Annotated in this window: 19 protein-coding genes; 13 read left to right on the forward strand and 6 right to left on the reverse strand. The window is 67.1% G+C overall.

Going from position 1 to position 19,700, the window contains the following annotated elements; translation table 11 throughout:
- Window positions 1-98 precede the first annotated feature (98 nt).
- Window positions 99-1,181, reverse strand: a complete 1,083-nt coding sequence (locus tag DK389_RS02685) for a CobW family GTP-binding protein (protein ID WP_109887325.1) — start codon at window positions 1,179-1,181, stop codon at window positions 99-101.
- 104 nt (window positions 1,182-1,285) lie between these two features.
- A complete protein-coding gene (locus tag DK389_RS02690) occupies window positions 1,286-2,788 on the reverse strand; it encodes a D-alanyl-D-alanine carboxypeptidase family protein (protein WP_109895954.1) in 1,503 nt (500 codons plus the stop codon).
- A 331-nt stretch (window positions 2,789-3,119) separates the two neighbouring features.
- Here DK389_RS02690 and queE point away from each other — a divergent pair, with 331 nt between their 5' ends.
- Genes queE through queC form a run of 3 tightly spaced genes read left to right on the forward strand, consistent with a single transcriptional unit; the run spans window position 3,120 to window position 4,869 of the window.
- Window positions 3,120-3,752, forward strand: a complete 633-nt coding sequence (queE, locus tag DK389_RS02695; RefSeq protein ID WP_109887326.1) for a 7-carboxy-7-deazaguanine synthase — start codon at window positions 3,120-3,122, stop codon at window positions 3,750-3,752.
- Window positions 3,753-3,789: 37 nt separating this feature from the next.
- The gene (gene queD / locus DK389_RS02700; protein WP_109887327.1) at window positions 3,790-4,146 is read left to right on the forward strand and encodes a 6-carboxytetrahydropterin synthase QueD; all 357 of its coding nucleotides are present in this window, start codon (window positions 3,790-3,792) and stop codon (window positions 4,144-4,146) included.
- A gap of 3 nt (window positions 4,147-4,149) precedes the next feature.
- Entirely contained in the window at window positions 4,150-4,869 is a 720-nt protein-coding gene (queC, locus tag DK389_RS02705; protein ID WP_109887328.1) for a 7-cyano-7-deazaguanine synthase QueC, read from the forward strand.
- A 3-nt stretch (window positions 4,870-4,872) separates the two neighbouring features.
- Here queC and DK389_RS02710 read toward each other — a convergent pair whose 3' ends face one another.
- Window positions 4,873-5,433, reverse strand: a complete 561-nt coding sequence (locus tag DK389_RS02710; protein ID WP_109887329.1) for a TetR/AcrR family transcriptional regulator — start codon at window positions 5,431-5,433, stop codon at window positions 4,873-4,875.
- A 187-nt stretch (window positions 5,434-5,620) separates the two neighbouring features.
- Here DK389_RS02710 and DK389_RS02715 point away from each other — a divergent pair, with 187 nt between their 5' ends.
- The 10 genes from DK389_RS02715 (at window position 5,621) to DK389_RS02765 (ending at window position 15,328) form a co-directional block, all read left to right on the forward strand.
- On the forward strand, window positions 5,621-6,556 hold the full coding sequence (locus DK389_RS02715; protein ID WP_109895956.1) for a quinoprotein relay system zinc metallohydrolase 2: 936 nt from the start codon (window positions 5,621-5,623) through the stop codon (window positions 6,554-6,556).
- A 35-nt stretch (window positions 6,557-6,591) separates the two neighbouring features.
- The gene (locus DK389_RS02720) at window positions 6,592-7,422 is read left to right on the forward strand and encodes a quinoprotein dehydrogenase-associated SoxYZ-like carrier (RefSeq protein ID WP_109887330.1); all 831 of its coding nucleotides are present in this window, start codon (window positions 6,592-6,594) and stop codon (window positions 7,420-7,422) included.
- A gap of 8 nt (window positions 7,423-7,430) precedes the next feature.
- Entirely contained in the window at window positions 7,431-8,030 is a 600-nt protein-coding gene (locus DK389_RS02725; protein ID WP_109887331.1) for a rhodanese-like domain-containing protein, read from the forward strand.
- Between the two features lie 26 nt (window positions 8,031-8,056).
- Complete coding sequence (locus DK389_RS02730; RefSeq protein ID WP_109887332.1) at window positions 8,057-8,446, forward strand: thioredoxin family protein; 390 nt, start codon at window positions 8,057-8,059, stop codon at window positions 8,444-8,446.
- Window positions 8,447-8,473: 27 nt separating this feature from the next.
- The gene (locus DK389_RS02735) at window positions 8,474-9,193 is read left to right on the forward strand and encodes a cytochrome c biogenesis CcdA family protein (protein WP_109887333.1); all 720 of its coding nucleotides are present in this window, start codon (window positions 8,474-8,476) and stop codon (window positions 9,191-9,193) included.
- Between the two features lie 426 nt (window positions 9,194-9,619).
- On the forward strand, window positions 9,620-10,444 hold the full coding sequence (gene panB, locus DK389_RS02740; protein WP_109887334.1) for a 3-methyl-2-oxobutanoate hydroxymethyltransferase: 825 nt from the start codon (window positions 9,620-9,622) through the stop codon (window positions 10,442-10,444).
- A gap of 75 nt (window positions 10,445-10,519) precedes the next feature.
- Window positions 10,520-11,737, forward strand: a complete 1,218-nt coding sequence (locus tag DK389_RS02745; RefSeq protein WP_109887335.1) for a glycosyltransferase family 87 protein — start codon at window positions 10,520-10,522, stop codon at window positions 11,735-11,737.
- Between the two features lie 25 nt (window positions 11,738-11,762).
- Window positions 11,763-12,800, forward strand: a complete 1,038-nt coding sequence (locus DK389_RS02750) for an NAD-dependent epimerase/dehydratase family protein (RefSeq protein WP_109887336.1) — start codon at window positions 11,763-11,765, stop codon at window positions 12,798-12,800.
- A gap of 353 nt (window positions 12,801-13,153) precedes the next feature.
- Window positions 13,154-13,399 carry a cysteine rich repeat-containing protein gene (locus DK389_RS02755; protein ID WP_109887337.1) on the forward strand — a complete coding sequence of 82 codons (246 nt, stop codon included), beginning with the start codon at window positions 13,154-13,156 and terminating at the stop codon, window positions 13,397-13,399.
- Between the two features lie 543 nt (window positions 13,400-13,942).
- Entirely contained in the window at window positions 13,943-15,328 is a 1,386-nt protein-coding gene (locus tag DK389_RS02765; RefSeq protein ID WP_109887338.1) for a tyrosine-type recombinase/integrase, read from the forward strand.
- 60 nt (window positions 15,329-15,388) lie between these two features.
- On the opposite strand, the gene DK389_RS31925 is transcribed toward DK389_RS02765, so the two are convergent.
- The 3 genes from DK389_RS31925 to chrA form a co-directional block, all read right to left on the reverse strand.
- Entirely contained in the window at window positions 15,389-16,360 is a 972-nt protein-coding gene (locus tag DK389_RS31925) for a hypothetical protein (RefSeq protein ID WP_162560454.1), read from the reverse strand.
- An 11-nt stretch (window positions 16,361-16,371) separates the two neighbouring features.
- Window positions 16,372-17,412 (reverse strand): DGQHR domain-containing protein, encoded by a 1,041-nt coding sequence (locus tag DK389_RS02770; RefSeq protein ID WP_236960551.1) that lies wholly within the window; start codon window positions 17,410-17,412, stop codon window positions 16,372-16,374.
- Window positions 17,413-18,288: 876 nt separating this feature from the next.
- Window positions 18,289-19,698, reverse strand: coding sequence for a chromate efflux transporter (chrA, locus tag DK389_RS02780; protein ID WP_109887341.1), 1,410 nt, complete (start codon window positions 19,696-19,698; stop codon window positions 18,289-18,291).
- Window positions 19,699-19,700: the final 2 nt, after the last annotated feature.

The following is a 19,700-nucleotide window of genomic DNA, read 5'->3' on the forward strand; positions in this document are numbered from 1 at the left end:
CGCCCATCGTCCCGTTCCGGGACGATCCGGCGCGCGGGGCGCGCCGTCGGACCTCGGGCAACAAGGATGGTGCCGCGCGCCGCTGCCCCGTTTCCGGATCAGCCATTCGGGATGGCGAGGGGGTTGTCCGTGAGGGCCGCCGCGTCGGGTGCGTCGATGGCGGGCCGGCCAAGGAAGGCATCCCAGAGCTTGCCCACGAAGGCTGGGTCGAGATCGCGCACGATCAGCACGAGGCGGGAGCGCCGATCCTGGTCGGGCCAGGCGGGCAGGCTGATCGGCGCGTGCAGGACGTGCTGGACTCCGTGCAGCACGAGCGGGCGCTCAGGATCGTCCGCGACAGCGACGAGGCCCTTGAGGCGCAGGAGCTTCGAGCCCTGGCTGGAGCGCAGTAGATCGAGAAACATCTCCAGCGCGGCGCGCGACACCGGGGCGTCGTTCGTCAACGAGAAAGCGCGGATCGACGCATCGTGACGATTCACGTCCTGTGGTTGAGGAGCCGCCCGCACATCCGGCACCGCCTCGCCGAGCCAGGCGCGCAGGTCCGCCCGCGCACCCTCGAGACCGAACGGGCCGCCCAGGAGATCCGCTGCCGGTACATCGGTACCGTCGATGGCTGCCCCCGGATTCAGAGCCTGCAGGCGTGCCCGCAGCCTATCGGCCGCACCGGGATCGAGATCCGCCTTGGTCAGCACGATGCGGTCGGCCACGGCTGCCTGCCGGACGGCCTCGGGATGCGCGTCGAGCGTCGCGTCACCGTTGACCGCGTCGACGACGGTGACGATCCCCTGCAATCGATACCGGAGGACGAGGTAGGGGTGATAGATCAGCGCGTGAAGGATCGGGGCCGGGTCGGCCAGGCCGGTCGTCTCGATGACGACGCGGCGGAAGGGGCGGATGCGCCCGTTGTCCCGCTTGCGCAGAAGGTCTTCCAGCGCGCCGATCAGGTCGCCGCGCACCGTGCAGCACAGGCAGCCCGCGCCAAGCAGGATCATGTCGTCGTCGACGGTCTCGATCAGGAGGTGGTCGAGGCCGACCTCGCCGAACTCGTTGACGATGACGAGCGTGTCCGCGAAGGCGGGGTCGCGCAGGAGGCGGTTCAGCAGCGTGGTCTTGCCGGCTCCGAGAAAGCCGGTGAGGACCGTGAGCGGGATCGGGGCCGGGCGCCGGGAATCGTCGGTCATCGCACGGGCCTAGCGGCCGGGCGAGAGGCCCGCAAGCGCCGCAAATCGCGCCTCACGGGCCCGGCGACGGCCGAGCCGCCCTCGACGGACGGCCAGACGGCCGATCACTCCTTCGGCTTGGCCTTCGGAGCGGGCTTTGCGGCCGTCTTCTGAGCGATCGGAGCGGGCTTCGCCGCGTGGGGCTTCGAGCCGCCCTTCGCCTGGGAGATCGCGGGCTTCGTCTCGACAGAGGTATAGGCCGTCGCGGCCTTCGGCACGGAGGCGCCGCGGCCGGCCGATTTCGGCTGCGGCACGTCCTTCTTCGCCGCGTGCTTCGTCTCGGCCTTCTCCGATTTCGGCTCGGGCTTGGCCTTCGCCTCGGCTCGGGCGGCGGCCTTGGCCGCCAGCGCGGCCTCACGCTTGACCTTGGCGGCTTCGAGCTTGGCCGCGCGGGCGGCGAGTTTCTGCGCCTTGTCCGCCTCCTCCTGCTCGTTCAGCATGATCTGGCTCTCGGCCGGATCGCGGCCGATCCAGACAAGCACCGGTTGCAGCGGCGCGCGCGGCGGCAGGGACCGGGCGCGCAGGGCCGCGCTGTTGAGCGTCGCGAAGGCCAGCGCGGAGGACGGAGGCGCTGCCGCACCCATGAGTTGCGCGTTCGCGTTGTCTGCGCTGGCGCCCGCCGCGGCGGCGCTCGCCGTGATCGCGCTCTGGCCCTCGTCCACCGGCATCGGCTTGCGCTTGTCGCAGATGTAGGGCCGCATGTCGGGTGGCTGGGACGACGAGGACGAGGGCAGTGCGTCGAGGCTCTGGCTTGTCCAGCCTGTCGTCTGGCCGAAGCCGTAATCGAACAGGTCGGCCGCCTTGAGGTCGCGCTCGCGGGCGGAGGGTTGGCCCATCACTACGGTGATGATCCGGCGGCCGTTGCGGGTGGCGCTCGCCACGACGTTGAAGCCGCCCGAGCAGATGAATCCGGTCTTCATGCCGTCGGCGCCGGCGTAGCGGCCGAGCAGACCGTTGTGGTTGGCCATGACAGACCGGCCGAACTGGATCGCGCTGATCGAGAACAGGGCACGGGAATCCGGGAAGTCGCGGATCAGCGCCCGGCCGAGGATCGCCATGTCGCGGGCCGAGGTCCATTGGCGCGGGTCGGGCAGGCCGTTCGGATTGGCCCAGCGGCTCTCGCGCATGCCGAGACGGCGCGCGGCGTCGTTCATCAGGTCGGCGAAGCCGTCGACCGAGCCGCCAAGATTTTCGCCGATCGCCCAGGCTACGTCGTTGGCCGACTTGACCATGATGATCTTCAGGGCGTTATCGAGGGTGATCTGGGTGCCCGGCTTGAAGCCCATCTTGGAGGGCGGCTCGGCCGCGGCTGCGGGCGAGATCGTCAGCAGCGTGTCGAGGGAGACCTTGCCCTGCCGCACAAGGTCGAGGGCGACGTAGGCGGTCATCAGCTTGGTGATCGAGGCCGGATACCAGGGGTCGGTCGCGCCCTGCGCGTAGATGACCTTGCCGGAATCGGCGTCCACGACGAGCATCGGCGCGGTGACGGCCTGGGCGGCACCCGCCCCGACGAGGCTCGCCGCTACGATGACACCTCGGACGAAACGGCTCAGCAATCGATTTGGCATCAGGCCTGTCTCGAGAGGGGCCCGGAGCAGGCGGAAGGCCCGGCGCCGGTTCGGCACGGAAGCTAGGACGGCGGCCAAGCTCTGGCGAGTCGGAGACGATCGGCGGCGACGCCCCGTCCTCTCCTCCCGCACGGCGAGCGTGCGACGTCCTGTACGCGACTTCAACGCGTGATCCGTGGCGAGAGGATGGCGGGCGCCGCCTTCCACAGGTTTGGTCCGGCGCCGACGCATGGCTCGCCGCTGGCGTCGCGGCCGCCTTCGGCCTATGTGCAGGGCGCGATTGGCGTTTTCTTTCCCGGCCGGCATCGACGGCGCGGCGCAGCACGAGACCATGGCGTACGCGGTCAAGGAACTCTTCCACACGTTGCAGGGCGAGGGCGCGCAGGCGGGCCGCGCGGCCGTGTTCTGCCGCTTCGCCGGCTGCAACCTGTGGTCGGGGCGTGAGGCGGATCGGGCGGGGGCCGCCTGCACCTTCTGCGACACGGATTTCGTCGGCATGGATGGTCCCGGTGGCGGCCGATACGATCATCCGGACGACCTCGCCGCGTTGATCGCGATCACCTGGGAAGGCGGCAGCCACGGGCGTTACGTGGTCTTCACCGGCGGCGAGCCGCTGCTCCAGCTCGACGCCCCCTTGATCGCTGCGGTGCATGCCCGCGGCTTCGAGATCGCGGTCGAGACGAACGGGACGCTGCCCGCCCCGCCCGGCCTCGACTGGATCTGCGTCAGCCCCAAGGCCGGCACCGCCCTCGTCCAGACGAGCGGCCACGAGCTGAAGCTCGTCTTCCCGCAAGCCGGCCTCGACCCGGCCGATCTCGCGCGGCTCGACTTCCCCCGCCGCTGGCTGCAGCCTATGGACGGGCCGGAGGCCGCAGCCAACACGCGGGCCGCAATCGACTATTGCCGGTCGGACGCCCGCTGGCGGCTGTCGCTCCAGACGCACAAGATGATCGGCATCCCGTGATCGCGCGTCGGCGGCGGGAAGAACCAGAAGACACCCGATGAAGATCACCCAAGCCTTCACCTTCGAGGCGGCGCACCGCCTGCCGAACGTGCCCGCGACCCACCGCTGCCACCGGATGCACGGCCATTCCTACCGGGTCGAGCTGACGGTCGAGGGCGAGGTCGATCCGCAGACGGGCTGGATCGTCGACTTCTACGACATGGAGCGGGTCTTCGCGCCGATCCTCGCCCGGCTCGACCACCACACCCTCAACGAGATCGAGGGGCTGGAAAACCCGACTGCCGAGAACATCGCGTCCTGGATCTGGCATCGGACGAAGGGCGGCCTGCCTTGCCTGTCGCGGGTCAAGGTCTGCGAGACGCCGATGTCCTGGGCCGAGTACGAGGGCGACTGAGCGATGGGACAGGCGGCAGTCGACGACGGGGCGCTGGTGCTGTTCTCGGGCGGCCAGGACTCGACAACCTGCCTCGCCTGGGCACTCGACCGCTTCCCCCGCGTCGAGACGCTGGGATTCGATTACGGCCAGCGTCACCGGGTCGAGCTCGCCTGCCGGGGGCGCCTGCGCGAGGGCATCGTGCGCATCGAACCCTCCTGGCGGCGGCGCCTCGGGCCGGACCACACGCTCAATCTCGACGCGCTCGGCACCGTCTCGGAGACGGCGCTGACCCGCGACGCCGAGATCGGCTACGCGGCGGGCGGGCTGCCCAACACCTTCGTGCCCGGCCGCAACATCGTCTTCCTCACCTTCGCGGCGACGCTCGCCTATCGGCGGGGCCTGCGCCACATCGTCGGCGGCATGTGCGAGACCGATTACTCGGGCTACCCGGATTGCCGGGACGATACGATCAAGGCGCTGCAGGTCGCGCTGAATCTCGGCATGGAGCGCCGCTTCGTCCTCGAGACGCCCCTGATGTGGATCGACAAGGCCCGGACGTGGCAACTCGCGGCCGAACTCGGCGGCAGGCCGCTCGTCGACCTGATCATCGAGGACAGCCACACCTGCTATCTCGGCGAGCGCGGCAGCCGCCATGCCTGGGGCTACGGCTGCGGCACCTGCCCGGCCTGCGATCTGCGGGCCAAGGGCTATGCCCGCTTCGCCGCGGAAGCGGTGGGCTGAACCTCAGCGCAGGCTCGCGCAGAGCGCTCGGAGCGTCGCCGAGAAAGCCCGCGGACCGCCGAGCAGCCGCTCCATCAGGAGCGCACCCTCCAGGGTGGAGATGACGACGCGGGCATGGGCGGCGGTGTCGAGATCGGCCCGCACGCTGCCGTCCGCCTGTCCCTGGCGCAGCACCCCCTCCAACCACGCGATGTGCCGGTCGAAGAAGCCGACGACCGCCTCGCGCAGGCGCGGAGGCAGCGCGTCGCCCTCGGTCGCCAGCGCGGCGCAGAGGCAGCCGAGACCCTGCTCGACCCCGCCGAGATAGAGGCGGCCATAGGCCTCGATGCGACCAATCGCGTCCGGGTGATCGGCCACGATCGTGCCGAGGGCGGCGTCGTAGCGCGTCTCGTAGGCGCCCATCAGGGCGAACCCGAGATCCTCCTTGGTGCGGAAGTGATGGTGGATGCTCGCCTTGCGGATGCCCACCGCCTCGCTGAGGTCGGCGTAGCTGAAACCCGCATAGCCGCGCCCCCGTACCAGCGTCTCGGCCTCGGCCAGAAGCTCCGCGCGCGTATCCCTCATGCCCGACGACCCTCGGCTCCGGTTGTTCTCGCGAGATGGTGACCCGAGATGGTGACCTGTGTGGCGGTTATTTCATTGACGCCCGGAAAAATCTACCTACTAATTGGTTGGTACGAGAACCGGGAGGAGAATGCATGACGCCGTCGACGGCCGAATTGCGCGCCGGACGCCACGGGACAGCGGATCGATGAGGGGCAGCCTCTCGCGGCGTGCGGCCCTGTTCGGCGGCCTGTGCCTGTGCTGCCTGCCGAGTCTCGGGCGCGCCGCGGCCGAGCGCTTCACGATGCGCGAGGTGGGCCCCGGGATCTTCGTCCGTTGCGGTCCGCACGAGGAGGCGAGCGCGGAGAACGACGACGCGATCGCGAATATCGGCTTCATCATCGGGCGCGACGGCGTGCTGGTCACCGAGTCGGGCGGCAGCCTCGCGGACGGGCAGTGGCTGCGCGCCGAGATCCGGAAGCGCTCCGACAAGCCGATCCGGCACGTGGTGCTCACCCACGTCCACCCGGACCATTGCTTCGGCGCCGCGGCCTTTGCCGAGGACGAGCCGAGCTTCATCGGGCACCACGCGCTGCGCGCGGCGCTCGAAGCGCGCGGCGAGTACTACCGGCAGCGCCTGACCGACATCCTCGGTGCGGAGAAGGCCGGCCGGGTGGTCTTCCCGACCGAGGCCGTGAAGGACGCGACGGAGATCGACCTCGGCGACCGGATCCTCCGCTTCACCGCGCACGCCACCGCGCACACCAATTGCGACCTCTCGATGCTCGATACGGGCAGCGGCCTGCTCTTCCCGGCCGACCTGCTCTTCGTGAACCGGATCCCCTCCCTCGACGGAAGCCTGCTCGGCTGGCTGAAGGAGGCGGAGCGGCTGAAGGGGACGGGCGCCGCCCGCGCTGTCCCCGGCCACGGCCCGGCGAGCGTCGAGCTCGCGCCCGCGCTCGCCGATCTCACCCGCTATCTCGGCGCGCTGCGCGACGGGACCCGCAGGGCCATCGCCGAGGATTGGCCGATCGAGAAGGCGGTCCAGACCGTCGCGCAATCCGAGCGGGACAACTGGGCCCTGTTCGACCTCTACAATGGCCGCAACGTCACGCAGGCCTTCAAGGAACTTGAGTGGGAATAGGCTCGGGGCCACATCCCCCGACGAGGAGAAACGCCATGAAGAATCTTCGCTCGCTCGCCCTCGGACTGGCCCTCTCGACCGGCCTCGCGGGCCTCGCCGCGCCTGTGCAGAGCTTCGCCGCCGGTGCCTCGGATTCCGAGACCGAGCGCCAGGCCCGCTGGACGGAGATCGCGACCTCGATCTTCGGCGACCGCAAGATCGAGCCGACCGACGCTCTGATCAAGGTCGAGGCGCCGGCCCGCGCGCTCGATGCGGCCCTCGTCCCGATCACCCTGACGATGCCCGAGAAGGACAAGATCCGGAGCGTCCACTTCATCATCGACGACAACCCGTCGCCCTACGCCGCCCACTTCACGTTCGGGCCGGCCGCCGATCCGGGCGAGCTGAAGCTGCGCGTGCGCATCAACAACTACACGAACGTGCACGCGGTCGCCGAGACCAATGACGGCAAGCTCTACGAGGCGACGAAGTTCGTGAAGGCGTCCGGCGGCTGCTCGGCCCCGATGGGCATGAGCGACGAGGAGGCCATGCGCGGCATGGGCGAGATGAAGATGAAGTTCTCGGGCGATGCGCAGAGCGGCAAGCCGGTCGAGGCGACCCTGATGATCCGCCACCCGAACTTCTCCGGCATGCAGATGAACCAGGTCACGCGCGACTACACGCCGGCCCGCTACATCAACAAGCTGAGCGTCAGCTACGGCGACGCCAACGTCTTTACCATGGAGGGTGACATCTCGATCTCGTCGAACCCGGTGATCAACTTCGCCTTCGTGCCGAAGGGCAGCGGGCCGATCAAGGTGGCGGCGAGCGACAACCAGGGCGGCCAGTGGCAGCACAGCTTCACCGCGCCCTCGCCGAGCAATTGAGGTCCGGCATGGCCCGAGCCAGCCTGCCGGCCCGCGCGCTCCGCCTCGGCGCCGCTCTGTTCTCCGCCGTCGTCCTGATCGCGGCGACGCCCGCCGACTCGCCGGTCAACGTGCCCGAACCCGCCGAGCTCTGGACCGGCCCGCCGCACGGCTACACGCCGACGACGCTGACGGGCGCCACCGTGCTCGACATCGGCGCCCTCGACGCGCTGATGGCGGAGAAGCCCCTCCTTATCGATGTCGGGCTGATGGACCGCAAGCCCGAGGGCTTTCCCGCCAACCGCCCCTGGCTGCCGGCGCACCGATCGATCCCGGGCGCCGTGTGGCTGCCGAATGCCGGCGCGGCGCCGCTCAGGGCGGACGACGAGGCCCTGTTCTTCCGGCGCGTCGAGGAACTGACCGGCGGCGACCGGAGCAAGCCCGTCGTCACCTTCTGCCATCCCGAGTGCTGGGGTAGCTGGAACGCCGGCAAGCGGCTCGTCGCGAAGGGCTTCACGCGCGTCTACTGGTTCCCCGAAGGCGTCGAGGGCTGGCAGGACCGGCACGAGACGATCGTGGTCCGGCAGGACGCGGCCTGGGCGGGGCGTGCCCCCGAGCCGCAGCGCTGATCCACATCCCGGCCCGCGAGGCGCCCATGCAGACCCGACGCACCTTTCTGAAGCTCGCGGCCGCCACCGCCTTCTCCGGCGCTCTGTCCCCGGCCGAGGCCGGGCAGCCCTTCTCGGCGGACGCGTTCAAGGCGGCGCAGGACGAGGGCCGCCCGGTCCTGATCGCCGTCGCCGCGCCGTGGTGCCCGATCTGCCGGACCCAGAAGCCGATCCTGGCCAAGCTCGCCCAGGATCCGCGCTTCGCGCGTCTCGCGGTCTTCGAGATCGATTTCGACACGCAGAAGGACCTGCTCCGGCGCTTCGACGCCCGCCAGCAGAGCACGCTGATCGCCTTCAAGGGATCGACGGAGGTCGGCCGCTCCGTGGGCGAGACCCAGCCCGAATGGATCGAGAGCCTCTTGGAGAAGACCCTCTAGAGCTCGGCGCGGACGGACCTGCAACCCATGCTCGGCAGCCTCGCTCTCGCCTTCCTCGCGGGGCTCCTCACGATCCTGTCGCCCTGCGTGCTGCCCCTGCTGCCCATCGTGCTCGGCGCGGCCTCATCAGAGCATCGCCTCGGGCCGGCGGCCCTGGCGGCGGGCCTCGCTCTGTCCTTCGTCGGCATCGGCCTCTTCGTCGCGACGATCGGCTTCACGATCGGGCTCGACGGCGACGTCATTCGCAAGCTCGCCGCCGGGTTGATGCTCGCCCTCGGCCTCGTCCTGACCCTGCCCGCCCTCCAGACCCGCATCGCCGTGGCGGCGGGCCCCGTCAGCGATTGGGCCGAGACCCGCTTCGGCGGCTTCTCGACCGCGGGACCGGGCGGCCAGTTCGGGCTCGGGTTGCTGCTCGGGGCGGTCTGGAGCCCCTGCGTCGGGCCGACGCTCGGCGCCGCCTCGCTGCTCGCGGCGCAGGGGCGCGACCTGCCGCAGGTGGCCGCTACGATGGCCGTCTTCGGACTTGGCGCCGCCCTCCCCCTGCTGGCGCTGGGATGGCTTTCACGGGACGTGCTCGTCGCCTGGCGTGCCCGCCTCATGCGGGCAGGCACCGGGCTGAAGATCGCGCTCGGACTTCTGCTGATCCTGACCGGTGCGGCCGTTCTGACGGGCCTCGACAAGCGCGCCGAGGCCGTTCTGGTCGAGGCGTCGCCGGACTGGCTCAATGCCCTCACGACCCGCTTCTGAGGCAATTCGCAACCATTCTGAACTGTCCCGCTTTCGCTCAAAAAATCAGCATCTTAATCGGCTGCGGGGGTGGCGATGTGTTTGACACTGCCTCGGTTGTGGCGGAAAAAAGGCAGCGCCCGGGAGCGGCCCGACGTCTAGGGAGGAAACGCCCGGAAAGGGCCGCGGATCGACAGGCGAATAGCCGTCTCCGCAACGCATGCCGCAGGCCCTCCCGGGCTGCCTCCACGTCCTCCCATCATGCCACGGCTTGAGCCGGCGCCCGGTCTGTCACCCTCCGCACCGTTCCTGCGGCCGCCCCGGAGATTTCCGGATGCGCGCGCGGTATAAGCGTGCCTCGGGGAGCGGGCGGCCTGAAAGCTGGGCCGCCGACGCGGAGCCGGTGCGACCGGCACCTCCGCCGCGTGTGAACGAGGGTACGAGTCGATGTCCCAGATCGTGCAGTCCCGGCGCGTGCGCGCCGTCGACCTTGCCAAGTTCAAGGCCGAAGGCCGCAAGATCATCGCCCTGACCGCCTACCACGCCCATACCGCGAGCATCCTCGACCGCCATTGCGACGTGATCCTCGTGGGCGATTCCCTCGGCATGGTGATGCACGGCCTCGAATCGACCCTGCCGGTGACGCTGGAGATGATGATCCTGCAGGCGCAGGCGGTAATGCGCGGGACCGCGAAGGCTCTCGTCGTCGTCGACATGCCGTTCGGGTCCTACGAGGCGAGCCGCGAGCAGGCCTTCCTCAGTGCGGCCCGGGTCCTGAAGGAGACCGGTGCCGGGGCGATCAAGCTGGAGGGCGGCGCGCAATTCGCCGACACGGTCGCCTTCCTCACCCGCCGCGGCATCCCCGTGATGGGGCATATCGGTCTCACCCCCCAATCGGTGAACACGATGGGCGGCTTCCGCGTCCAGGGCCACAAGGCCGGTGACGAGGCGCGCCTCCTCGAGGATGCCCGCGCGATCAGCGAGGCCGGAGCCTTCGCGATCGTGATGGAGGGCATCGTCGAGCCCGTGGCCCGCGCGATCGCCGCCTCGGGCGCGGTCACCGCCGCAACGATCGGGATCGGTGCCTCGGCGCAGTGCGACGGGCAGATCCTCGTCCTCGAGGACATGCTGGGCCTCAGCGACCGCGCGCCGAAATTCGTGAAGGCGTTCGGCTCCCTGCGTGACCATATCGAGGCGGCCGTCGAGGCCTACGCGGAGGAGGTCCGCAGCGGCCGCTTCCCCGCCGAAGAGCACACCTACCCGCCGCGCTGAGGCCGGCGCCCGCGCTGACGCGGCCTTAACCGCCGCGGCGCTACGCTTCGCCCGAGGCTGGAGACAGGCGGGACGATGATGGGGCTGCGGCGCGCCGAGATCGGGATCGTCGTCGCTGGCCTTGCCGTCACGATCGGCTGCTGGCTCCTGTTCCGGCCCTGGGACACGGCCGGCTTCATGATCGGCGTGCCGTTCGGCCGCGACTTCGTGAATTTCTGGATCAGCCCGCGCCTCGCCCTCGATGGCCGGGCGGATGTGATCACCGATCTTCCGGCCTACGGCGCCGTGATCCGGGAGACGTTCCGCCTCGCCCACGATCCGGGCCTGCTCTTCGTCTATCCGCCCCACACGCTGCTGTTTCTCGTCCCCTTCGCCCTCCTGCCCTTCTGGGCGGCGGCGATCGCCTGGGCGGGGCTCAACCTCGCGGCGCTCGCTGCCACCTTCCGGCTGATCGTCCCGCCCGACGAGGAGCGGGCCCGCACGCTCCTCATCGTGACGCTCGCCTCGCCGCCCGCCGCCGCGATGGTGATGTACGGCCATTTCGGCGGGCTGATCGCGCTCGCCGGCACGCTCGCGATCCTCGAGAGCGAGCGCCGCCCCTGGCTCGCGGGCCTGTGCCTCGCCTGCCTCAGCGTGAAGCCGCAATTCGCCTCCGTGCTCGGCTTCATCCTCCTCTGCGGCGGGCGCTGGCGCTGGCTACCTTCGGCGATCCTCGCCACGCTCGCTCTCGCCGTGCTCTCCGTCACGGCCTTCGGGACCGGTCCCTGGGAGCGCTTCGTCCTCTTCACCCTGCCGCTGCAGAGCGCCTACATCGCCGACTTCAAGGCGAGCGTGATCTCGACCTGCATCTCCGTCTACTTCGCGCTGCGCTTCCTCGGCGCGCCCGCCGCCCTCGCCTGGGCGGCGCAAGGGGTCGTCACCCTGTTCGCCCTCGCCGCGGCGGTCCTGACGCTCCGCGGCCGGTGCGAGGAGCCGCGCGCCCTGCTCGTCATCCTGCTCGCGGCGATCGTGGCGCTGCCCTATGCCAGCCACTACGAGCTCGCGATCGTGGCGCCCGCCCTCACCCTCGTCGTGTTCGAGCGCGGGCGGAGCGGCGGCGCCGCGCCGCTCGCGGCCGCCGCGTGGATCCTCGCGCCGCTCGCCAAGCTCCTCTACCTCCTCGGCCTGCCCATCCTGTCCCTGACGACGGCCGCCGCGCTGGTCGAGCAGGCCCTGCGTTCCTGGCCCGGGATGCGCGGGGCTCGCGCACCGGTTGGTAACCGGGTCCGTGTCACGATCCCCGCCACGAGATGAGCGCGGCGGTGCCGCGGGAGGGCCGATGGCACGGGTATTTGTCACGGGTGGGTCCGGCTTCCTCGGCTCCCTGCTCCTCGCGCAGCTCCTCGCGGACGGCCACGCCGTCACGAATCTCGACCTGCTGCCCTCCGCGATCGCCCACCCGAACCTGGATTCGGTCGTCGGCGACATCCGTGATCGGCCGCGTCTCGATGCCCTGATGCGCGGGGCCGGCCACGACGTGGTGTTCCACTGCGCCGCGCTGTTGGCGCACGGCTCGCTCTCACCCAAGGAGCTGTGGTCGGCCAATGTGGAGGGCACGCGGATTCTGGCGCGCGCGGTCGCATCGGCCGGCATTCCCAGCCTCGTCTACATCTCCAGCAACTGCCTGTGGGGCCGCGGCTTCGACCGCCCAGTGCGCGAGGACGACCCGCCGGAGCCCTGCGAGATCTACGGGGCGAGCAAGTGCGAGGGGGAGAAGATCCTCGCCGAGCACGCCGCCGATTTCACGACCACCATCATCCGCTCCCCCACGATCATGGACGAGGGTCGCCTCGGCCTGCTCGGCATCCTGTTCGAGTTCATCGCCGAGGGACGGCGCGTCTGGGTCGTCGGCGACGGCTCGAACCGGTACCAGTTCATCTACGCGCGCGACCTGATCGCGGCCATGCTGCTGGCCTGGCAACAGGGCAAGGGCGGTACCTTCGGCATCGGCTCGGACGATGTCGGCACGATGCGGGACAGCTACGCCTACGTCATCGACCGCGCCGGCAGCGCCTCGCGGGTCGCCTCGCTGCCGCGCCTGCCCACCACCGTGGCGATGACGGTGGCGCACAGGCTGAAGCTCTCGCCCCTCGGTCCCTATCATGCTCGGATGATCGGCTCCGATTTCGTCTTCGACACGGGTCGGATCAAGGCCGAGCTCGGCTGGCGGCCGACGCTGACGAACCGTGAGATGCTGTTCCGCGCCTATCGCTACTTCGCCGCGAACCGCGACGAGATCGCGGCCCGGCGCGGCGTCTCGGCTCATCGCCAAGCTGCCGATATGGGGGTGATCCGTCTCCTCAAGTGGGTGTCCTGACGGCCACCTCCCTTCTCCGCTGCCGCACGGGGTCCGCGCGGCGTTCCCGTCGAGCCCTCCTCCGCACGCGCCGAGGCCGCGCGTCTACGGTTGACGCGAACGCTGATCGATCTCCGGATCGAAATTTGACGAGGAGCAGCCCGAAGCGCCCACGGCCGCAAAGTGCGCGCAGCCGCACGCTGTCCCCTCGACGACTTGCGGGCAAGTGACGCTGTTGTAGAATCATGTTTAGCACGACCCGGTCCGGGCCGGCGTTACTCGGTTGCCGCGCACTCTGCTTGCCGGGACTGCATCTGCATCGCAGTTGAGTTTTGCCATGTCGCACATGGCTCAATCAGCGAGGGGGTGTCACCATGCGCCACGTCATGCTCGCTTCCGTCCTCGCCCTCCTCGCCACGAGTGCGGCGAACGCCCAAGCGCCGGACGCGGCAGGCGCTGGCGAGATCACCCCCGCGCTCCGGAAGGCCTGCGAGGGCGATTACCAGCGGTTCTGTGCAGGTGTGCAGCCGGGCGGCGGGCGCATCCTCCAATGCCTCAAGACGCACGGCAGCAATCTCTCGGAGACCTGCCGCACGGCGTTGACGGAGCACAGGCCGTAACCGATCCGGGCGTCGCTCGTCGCAGCGGGTCGGACATCCACGTCGAGGTCCACCCGCGTTCGCCGTGCGGCCGCCGCTCCCGACGATCGGAGGCAGGGCGACAAAAAGCCCGCTCGGCTGGGCCGGGCGGGCTGAAGTGGTCGGAGCGAGGCGCACAAGCCGCACCCCGCCGGAAGACGATGATCCATGTCGGCCATTGGCCGCAACGGGTTGCTCTACCGAGTTGGAAACGGGCGAAGCCGGGCTCACATGCCACAGAAACGCGGCGCGTCGGGCCGTCTCGATCCTGGCAATGATCTGAGAAGAAGCTGGTGCTGCGAGAGAGGATTGAACTCTCGACCTCCTCATTACCAATGAGGTAGCAAGCTCGTCGGCATTCTTCGCCGTTCTTTGCCTCTCGCCGGACAACCCATTGATAGTTATCCCTGAACCGGCGTAGACCTCTTCGCGAGCCTTCGCGGGGCTTCGCCGGCATTCGGGCTGATTTGCGCCCCTGTTGCGCCCCCACGGATGGGACGTGGACGTTAGGTGGGGGTGCCAGGAATGCCCGCTCAGCCGCTAACCGATGCCTTCCTCAGGGCCCTCACAGGCCAGTGCGACGGCCGGGCCGAGTTCGCAGACAGCCGATGTAAGGGCTTGGTCGTGCGCGTGACCGTCGGCGGCGAGAAGACGTGGAGCTTCCGGTTTCGTGACAAGCTCTCGGGAAAGGCTCAGCGCTTGACCCTGGGCCAGTATCCTGACCTCTCCCTTGCGGCAGCGCGAGCACGAGCTGATGAAGCTCGTCGGCGGGTCAGTGAGGGCGGAAGTCCCATCCGGGACCGCAAAGCGGCAAAGCAGGTTGCGGAGGAACGAGAAAGCGACGCGAAAGCTCATGCTTGGGAGACGCTCGCCGAACTGTATCTAGCCAAGCACGCTCGGCCCAAGAAGCGGTCGGTAGGCGAAGACGAGCGCATGCTGAAGCTGCACATCACGCCGGTGTGGGCTGGGCGAGACTTCCGAACGATCAAGCGCCCCGATTGCATCGCTCTGATCGAAGGGGTGGCTGAGACGAGGAAGCTGGCGCTCGCAAATCGCTTGCGGCCGCTCCTGTCGAAGATCTTCAAGTTCGCGATCGACCGCGACATGATTGACGCTTCACCAGCACTTGCTCTGCCGAAGGCCGCCGAAGACGTTGCCCGCGACCGGGTGCTGACCGATGCAGAGATACGCCTGCTGTGGGATGCTACAGCAGGAGACGCCCCCTTCTCCCCTACCGTAGCGCTTGCCCTGCGCTTGATCCTTGTAACAGGGGCTCGGCCGGGCGAGGTGGCTGGCATGCAAGAGGGAGAGCTAACAGACCTGCACGATCAAGCGAAAGCCGTGTGGCGCATTCCCGCCTCTCGTATGAAGGGCAAGCGGCCACACGTCGTGCCCCTCACCCCCATAGCCATCGAAATAATCAACGACGCTCGGAGCATCACCGAAGCCATCAATTCTCGTCGCTCTGAAGATCCCGAGTCGGGCCCTTCATCCTCTGCAGACTGGTTTATCTTTGCTTCGCCCCGAGGCATGCCAGGCGCAAAGCCGATCGATGCTAATGCACTTGCCCGAGCGATGAGCCGTCTCCTCCCCTGGTTCGCAAAGCGCAAGAGCAGGTACGAGGGGGAGCGGGCTTACCACTCCTGGCAAGCCAGGCCGCCGACGCCACACGATCTCCGTCGAACTGCGGCAACCAAGATGCGCTCTCTGGGTGTCTCTGTATCGGATGTTCAGGCAGTGCTTGGCCACAGCCGCCGAGATGTCCTCGGCATTCACTATGATTGGCACGACGCGCTGCCGGAGAAGCGTCGCGCCCTCACCCTATGGGCAGGAGAGTTGGTGCGCATCCTTGCTGAGGAGTCCGGAGCTCAGGTCATCCCTCTTCGGCCGAGGCAGGTGACGATGACGTGACGGCGAGTAACATGCTGTCCACGCTCAAGCCGAAGCCCGCGGCCGCTCGCCACTTAAGCCCTAGGCCTTGATGCCAACAATCAAAGAAAGCGGCCCGACCTTTACGAAGCTTTTGGAGGGGATCTCTGACCGCTCGGATATCCTCTCAAGCAATACTCGACAAGATGCGATTAAGAAGGCACAGCAGATTAAGAAATCTGCCAGTTTACCACCATTCGGGCCGTCGACGCTAATCTCCATTGGATCGCGCTTCCATTGCTCGAAGGCTCTTGCGAGTTGTTCTCTCTCATGCTTGCGCACTCCAATTGGCAGCCACAGTCCATGGGCTTGGCGGTACTGAACTTCATTGCGAATTGTGCTGAGCCAACTGTGCAATGGGCTCCCGTGAGATTTAACTTTGGCCCGCCAGGCCTCAATCTTCGCAAATACAGCTTGTGCGTCCGACTGGTTTGCTGATTGAAGGAGTACCTGTTCTGCTACCTCTTTGAGCTTTTCCCCGAGTACATCCCAGAAAGCTTCATGCGCTCCGCCCCCACCCTCCCGCAAGCTTGTACTCTCTAGAAGCGCCGAATTGGACGTGAGAACGCAGTGATACGCGCTAGCCTTCATCGTAAAGTTGGGGCTTCGGCCGACAGCTATGCCCAATTTCTGAATATGGGCGATGTGATTGCGATCTAGATATGAGCAGCTGATACCAAGCATCCGGGTCAATGCGTGACCAGCGTAGTAAGCCGCATAGTATATTCTAATGAATGCCCAAGGAATCTCGTCCTTCGATACCAAAGCTTGAGAAGCGCTCAGGACGCTTTGGAACGAAGCCGAAGCAAATCGAGCGATGTCGACGGCCAATGAATTTGCGACGGTGCCTCGGTCTCGAAAGTCCGTCAATATACACTTTCGTGCATCGTCGAAGTCGAGATCAAAGCCAATTTTCCCTGGCCTCCCGATGAGATCAGGGAGGCTCGGAGCCTCTACTCGGCCCGAGATGGCATTCAGTCCTTGCACCAAGAAAGGCTGAAGGGCGTCCGCCATGTGAGACATAACTACTTGGTTTTACCGAGCGAGAATCCGGCGCTAAGTGCCTTTCGGAAGGTTTCGTGAAGCGCTTTGTGACTGGTGCCTGGCTTTAAGACATCATTCTTCTTGATGTTCTCGAACAATGAGTTGAGGATTTTACCGAAGTTCTTCTGAGAGTAATCTGCGTCGAAGCGGTCACTTACTCGCTGAGCAATCGTCGGGAAAGCTAACATTATGGCCTTAAATAGGGTGGGATTGGTAAGATTATTGTCTGCGCTCACCGCTTTCAGGGCAGCTGTCCATGCATGCAAATATGCGCAAAGTGCAGCATAAATAGCATCGTAATCGCTATTCGAAAGCGAAGACCAAATAGGCTTAACAGATTGATTGAATGTTACGCGGGATATTTTCCCGGGCTTTCTCTCAGATGGACTCAGAAGGCCAAACAGGGGAGATGCGGGATCCTTGTTGAAAGTGTCGAAGACATCGCGAAGGAGTGCCTCAGAGTCGGTCTCGATCTCAGCGAGACGCTTGATGTCGAGAATGAGCTCGGGCGGAACAGGACGCTGCTTCGTGTTGATGTCCATGAAGAGCCGGGTTTCCTCAGCTCTAGTCAGCTTATTATAGATGACGACAGGCACACGGAGATGTGTCTTGGCAAGTTTAAAGCCATACACTCGGTGTTGTCCATCAAGGATTAGGAACGAGCGCGGCGTCTTACGGAATTTAATCGTTCGGGACTTTCGCGTGTATTCCAGCTCAGCCTGGGGTTGCGCAGATAGTATGATTGAGCCAGGAATTGTCCCGAAACCATTGTCAATATAATCTGCAATCTCGTGAGCTCGCTTCTCATCTAGAAGACGCTGGAAACCGTCGATCGGGTTCTCAACCCGCGGGTCGACAACACAGGTTTCTGCCAACACATCAGTAGGCATCGCCAGTGTATAGAAGCGGTGATTGCCCTGAGTAAGCAGAACGGCAGTGTAACTTACCTCTTCTGCTCCCTCGTCGGTGCCTTCGTTCTCCTGTGCGTCATCAACTTGGCCAGTCATCACATTCTTTACCAAGATGAACTCCCGTTGGTTGCGTGCCGCACAGCAGGTTGCAGTCGGCTGCTCGAATAGCCGAGTGCCAGATTTCAGCGCCTCGCTACACCAAACCTGGGCCGAGAAGCTTTTCGCTGCCTTTTAGATCGTCCTTGCGACCTAGAGTAGAGGGTGGTGCCTCTTATCCTCGGTCATGGCCCGCTTCCGAGCGGCGCGGACCCCCCCTATTTTTTTGAATAACGTCTGAGCTGTCGGGCGCAGCGCCCCCCACGAGGCATTGCCCTTGTAGAACGGTCCCTAAAGGGGGGTGGGTAGCGAGTTGCAATTCTGAAATCACGGCGTTGACCGCTCACCTAAGAATGCAGCGCTTGTTGCATAGGCATCTTAAGTCGGCCGAACCTATCCTCCGCTCTCGATCAGAGACGCCTTGCCCTCATACGGGAGGCATGGCCTGTTTGGCGCCCGGATGCAGACACCCAATTTGGCGCCCAATCCAGCCGATTAGCCAACCTCGGCAGCTCCTCTGAAGCGGCCAATGGGCGATGGGCGTTATTCAGCCCTCAGCTATCACGTAGCCACGCCGTTGCTGGGGCTTGCGGAGGCCCGTTGCTCCCTAACTCGATGCCGGCGGCCTCCAGTGCGCAGCGACTGGCCTCACTCTGTTCAGCCGACACCTTAGGAGCGCCAGGATCGGCCTCGGCGTACATGATCACGCTGATTCGAAGCCGCGCGACGTTCGCTAGGGTTCTCGGGCTCCACCGCAGCAACCGGCGAGCGGCGAAGATCTGAGCGCCCGTCAGCTGGCTCACGGCGAAAGCCGGCTTTGGGCAGCTCCGGCGACACCGCCAGATTCGTTCGCGCCTGGCTTAAAGGCCTGGATTCCTGCCGGAGCGGCCATCACACCAGCCCCGCGAGATGCAGGGCAACTCCGACCGCAGCGCAGGCCGCGAGCGTCCGGACCATGCCAGTCCCGAACCGGAACACCGCCAGCACCGCTGCCGCGGCGAGAGCGAGCGCCCACGGGTTTAGACTCGCCAGAACCGGCACGTCGAAGCGGATCGGCCCGGCCGTGAACGGTCGCGTCTCAGCGAAGACGGTGTGCAGGGCGAACCAGACCGCAAGGTTCAGGATGACGCCGACCACCGCCGCCGTGATCGCCGAGAGCGCGCCGGCGAGCGCCCGGTTGCCGCGCAGGCGCTCGACGTAGGGCGCGCCCACGAAGATCCAGAGGAAGCAGGGCGCGAAGGTGACCCAGGTGGTGAGCAGCCCGCCGAGCGTGCCGGCGACCAGCGGCGGGAGCGAGCCGGGCGCCCGGTAGGCGGCCAGGAAGCCGACGAACTGGGTGACCATGATCAGGGGGCCGGGCGTCGTCTCGGCCATGCCGAGGCCATCCAGCATCTCGCCGGGCTTCAGCCAGCCGTAATGTTCCACCGCCCGCTGGGCGACGTAGGCCAGCACCGCGTAGGCGCCCCCGAAGGTCACCATCGCCATCTTCGAGAAGAACACCGCGACGTGGCTGAACACGTCGTTGGGCCCAAGAGCGAGCAGGATGGCGGCGACCGGCACCAGCCAAATCGCGCCCCAGGTCAGCAGCATCCGCAGCGTGTGCCCGGCGGCGGCCCGCTCCTGCGGGAGCTCGTGGTCGTCGAGCAGGAAGGGGCCTTCAACGACCTTGCCGCCGGTCCCGTGTCCGCCGGCCTTGAACTGCGGCAGACCGGCCCGGCCGCCGAGCCAGCCGACGACGCCAGCCGTCAGCACGATCAGCGGGAAGGGCACGTCGAGGAAGAAGATGGCCACGAAGGCTGCCGCCGCGAGGCCGACCATGACGGGGCCCTTGAGCGCGCGCTTGCCGATGCGGATTACGGCCTGGAGCACGATGGCAAGCACGGCCGCCTTGAGCCCAAAGAACAGGCCGGCGACGAGGCCGACATTGCCGTAGAGCGCGTAGATCCAGCTGAGCGCCATGATCGCGACGACGCCCGGCAGCACGAACAGGCCGCCGCCCACGAGGCCGCCTCGGGTGCCGTGCATGAGCCAGCCCACATAGGTGGCGAGCTGCTGCGCCTCCGGCCCGGGCAGGAGGGTGCAGAAGTTCAGCGCGTGCAGGAACCGGTTCTCCGAGATCCAGCGCTTCTCCTCGACGAGGACGCGGTGCATCACGGCGATCTGCCCTGCCGGACCACCGAAGGAGAGCGCGGCGATGCGTGTCCAGACCGGCAGCGCCTCGGCGAGGGTGACGGGCTGCGGCGCTTCCGGGGCGACCGCGCCGGGCTCGGGCGCGGTTTGGCTGAGTGTGGCACTGGCCATGG

The organism is Methylobacterium durans (genome assembly GCF_003173715.1).
GTDB lineage: Bacteria > Pseudomonadota > Alphaproteobacteria > Rhizobiales > Beijerinckiaceae > Methylobacterium > Methylobacterium durans.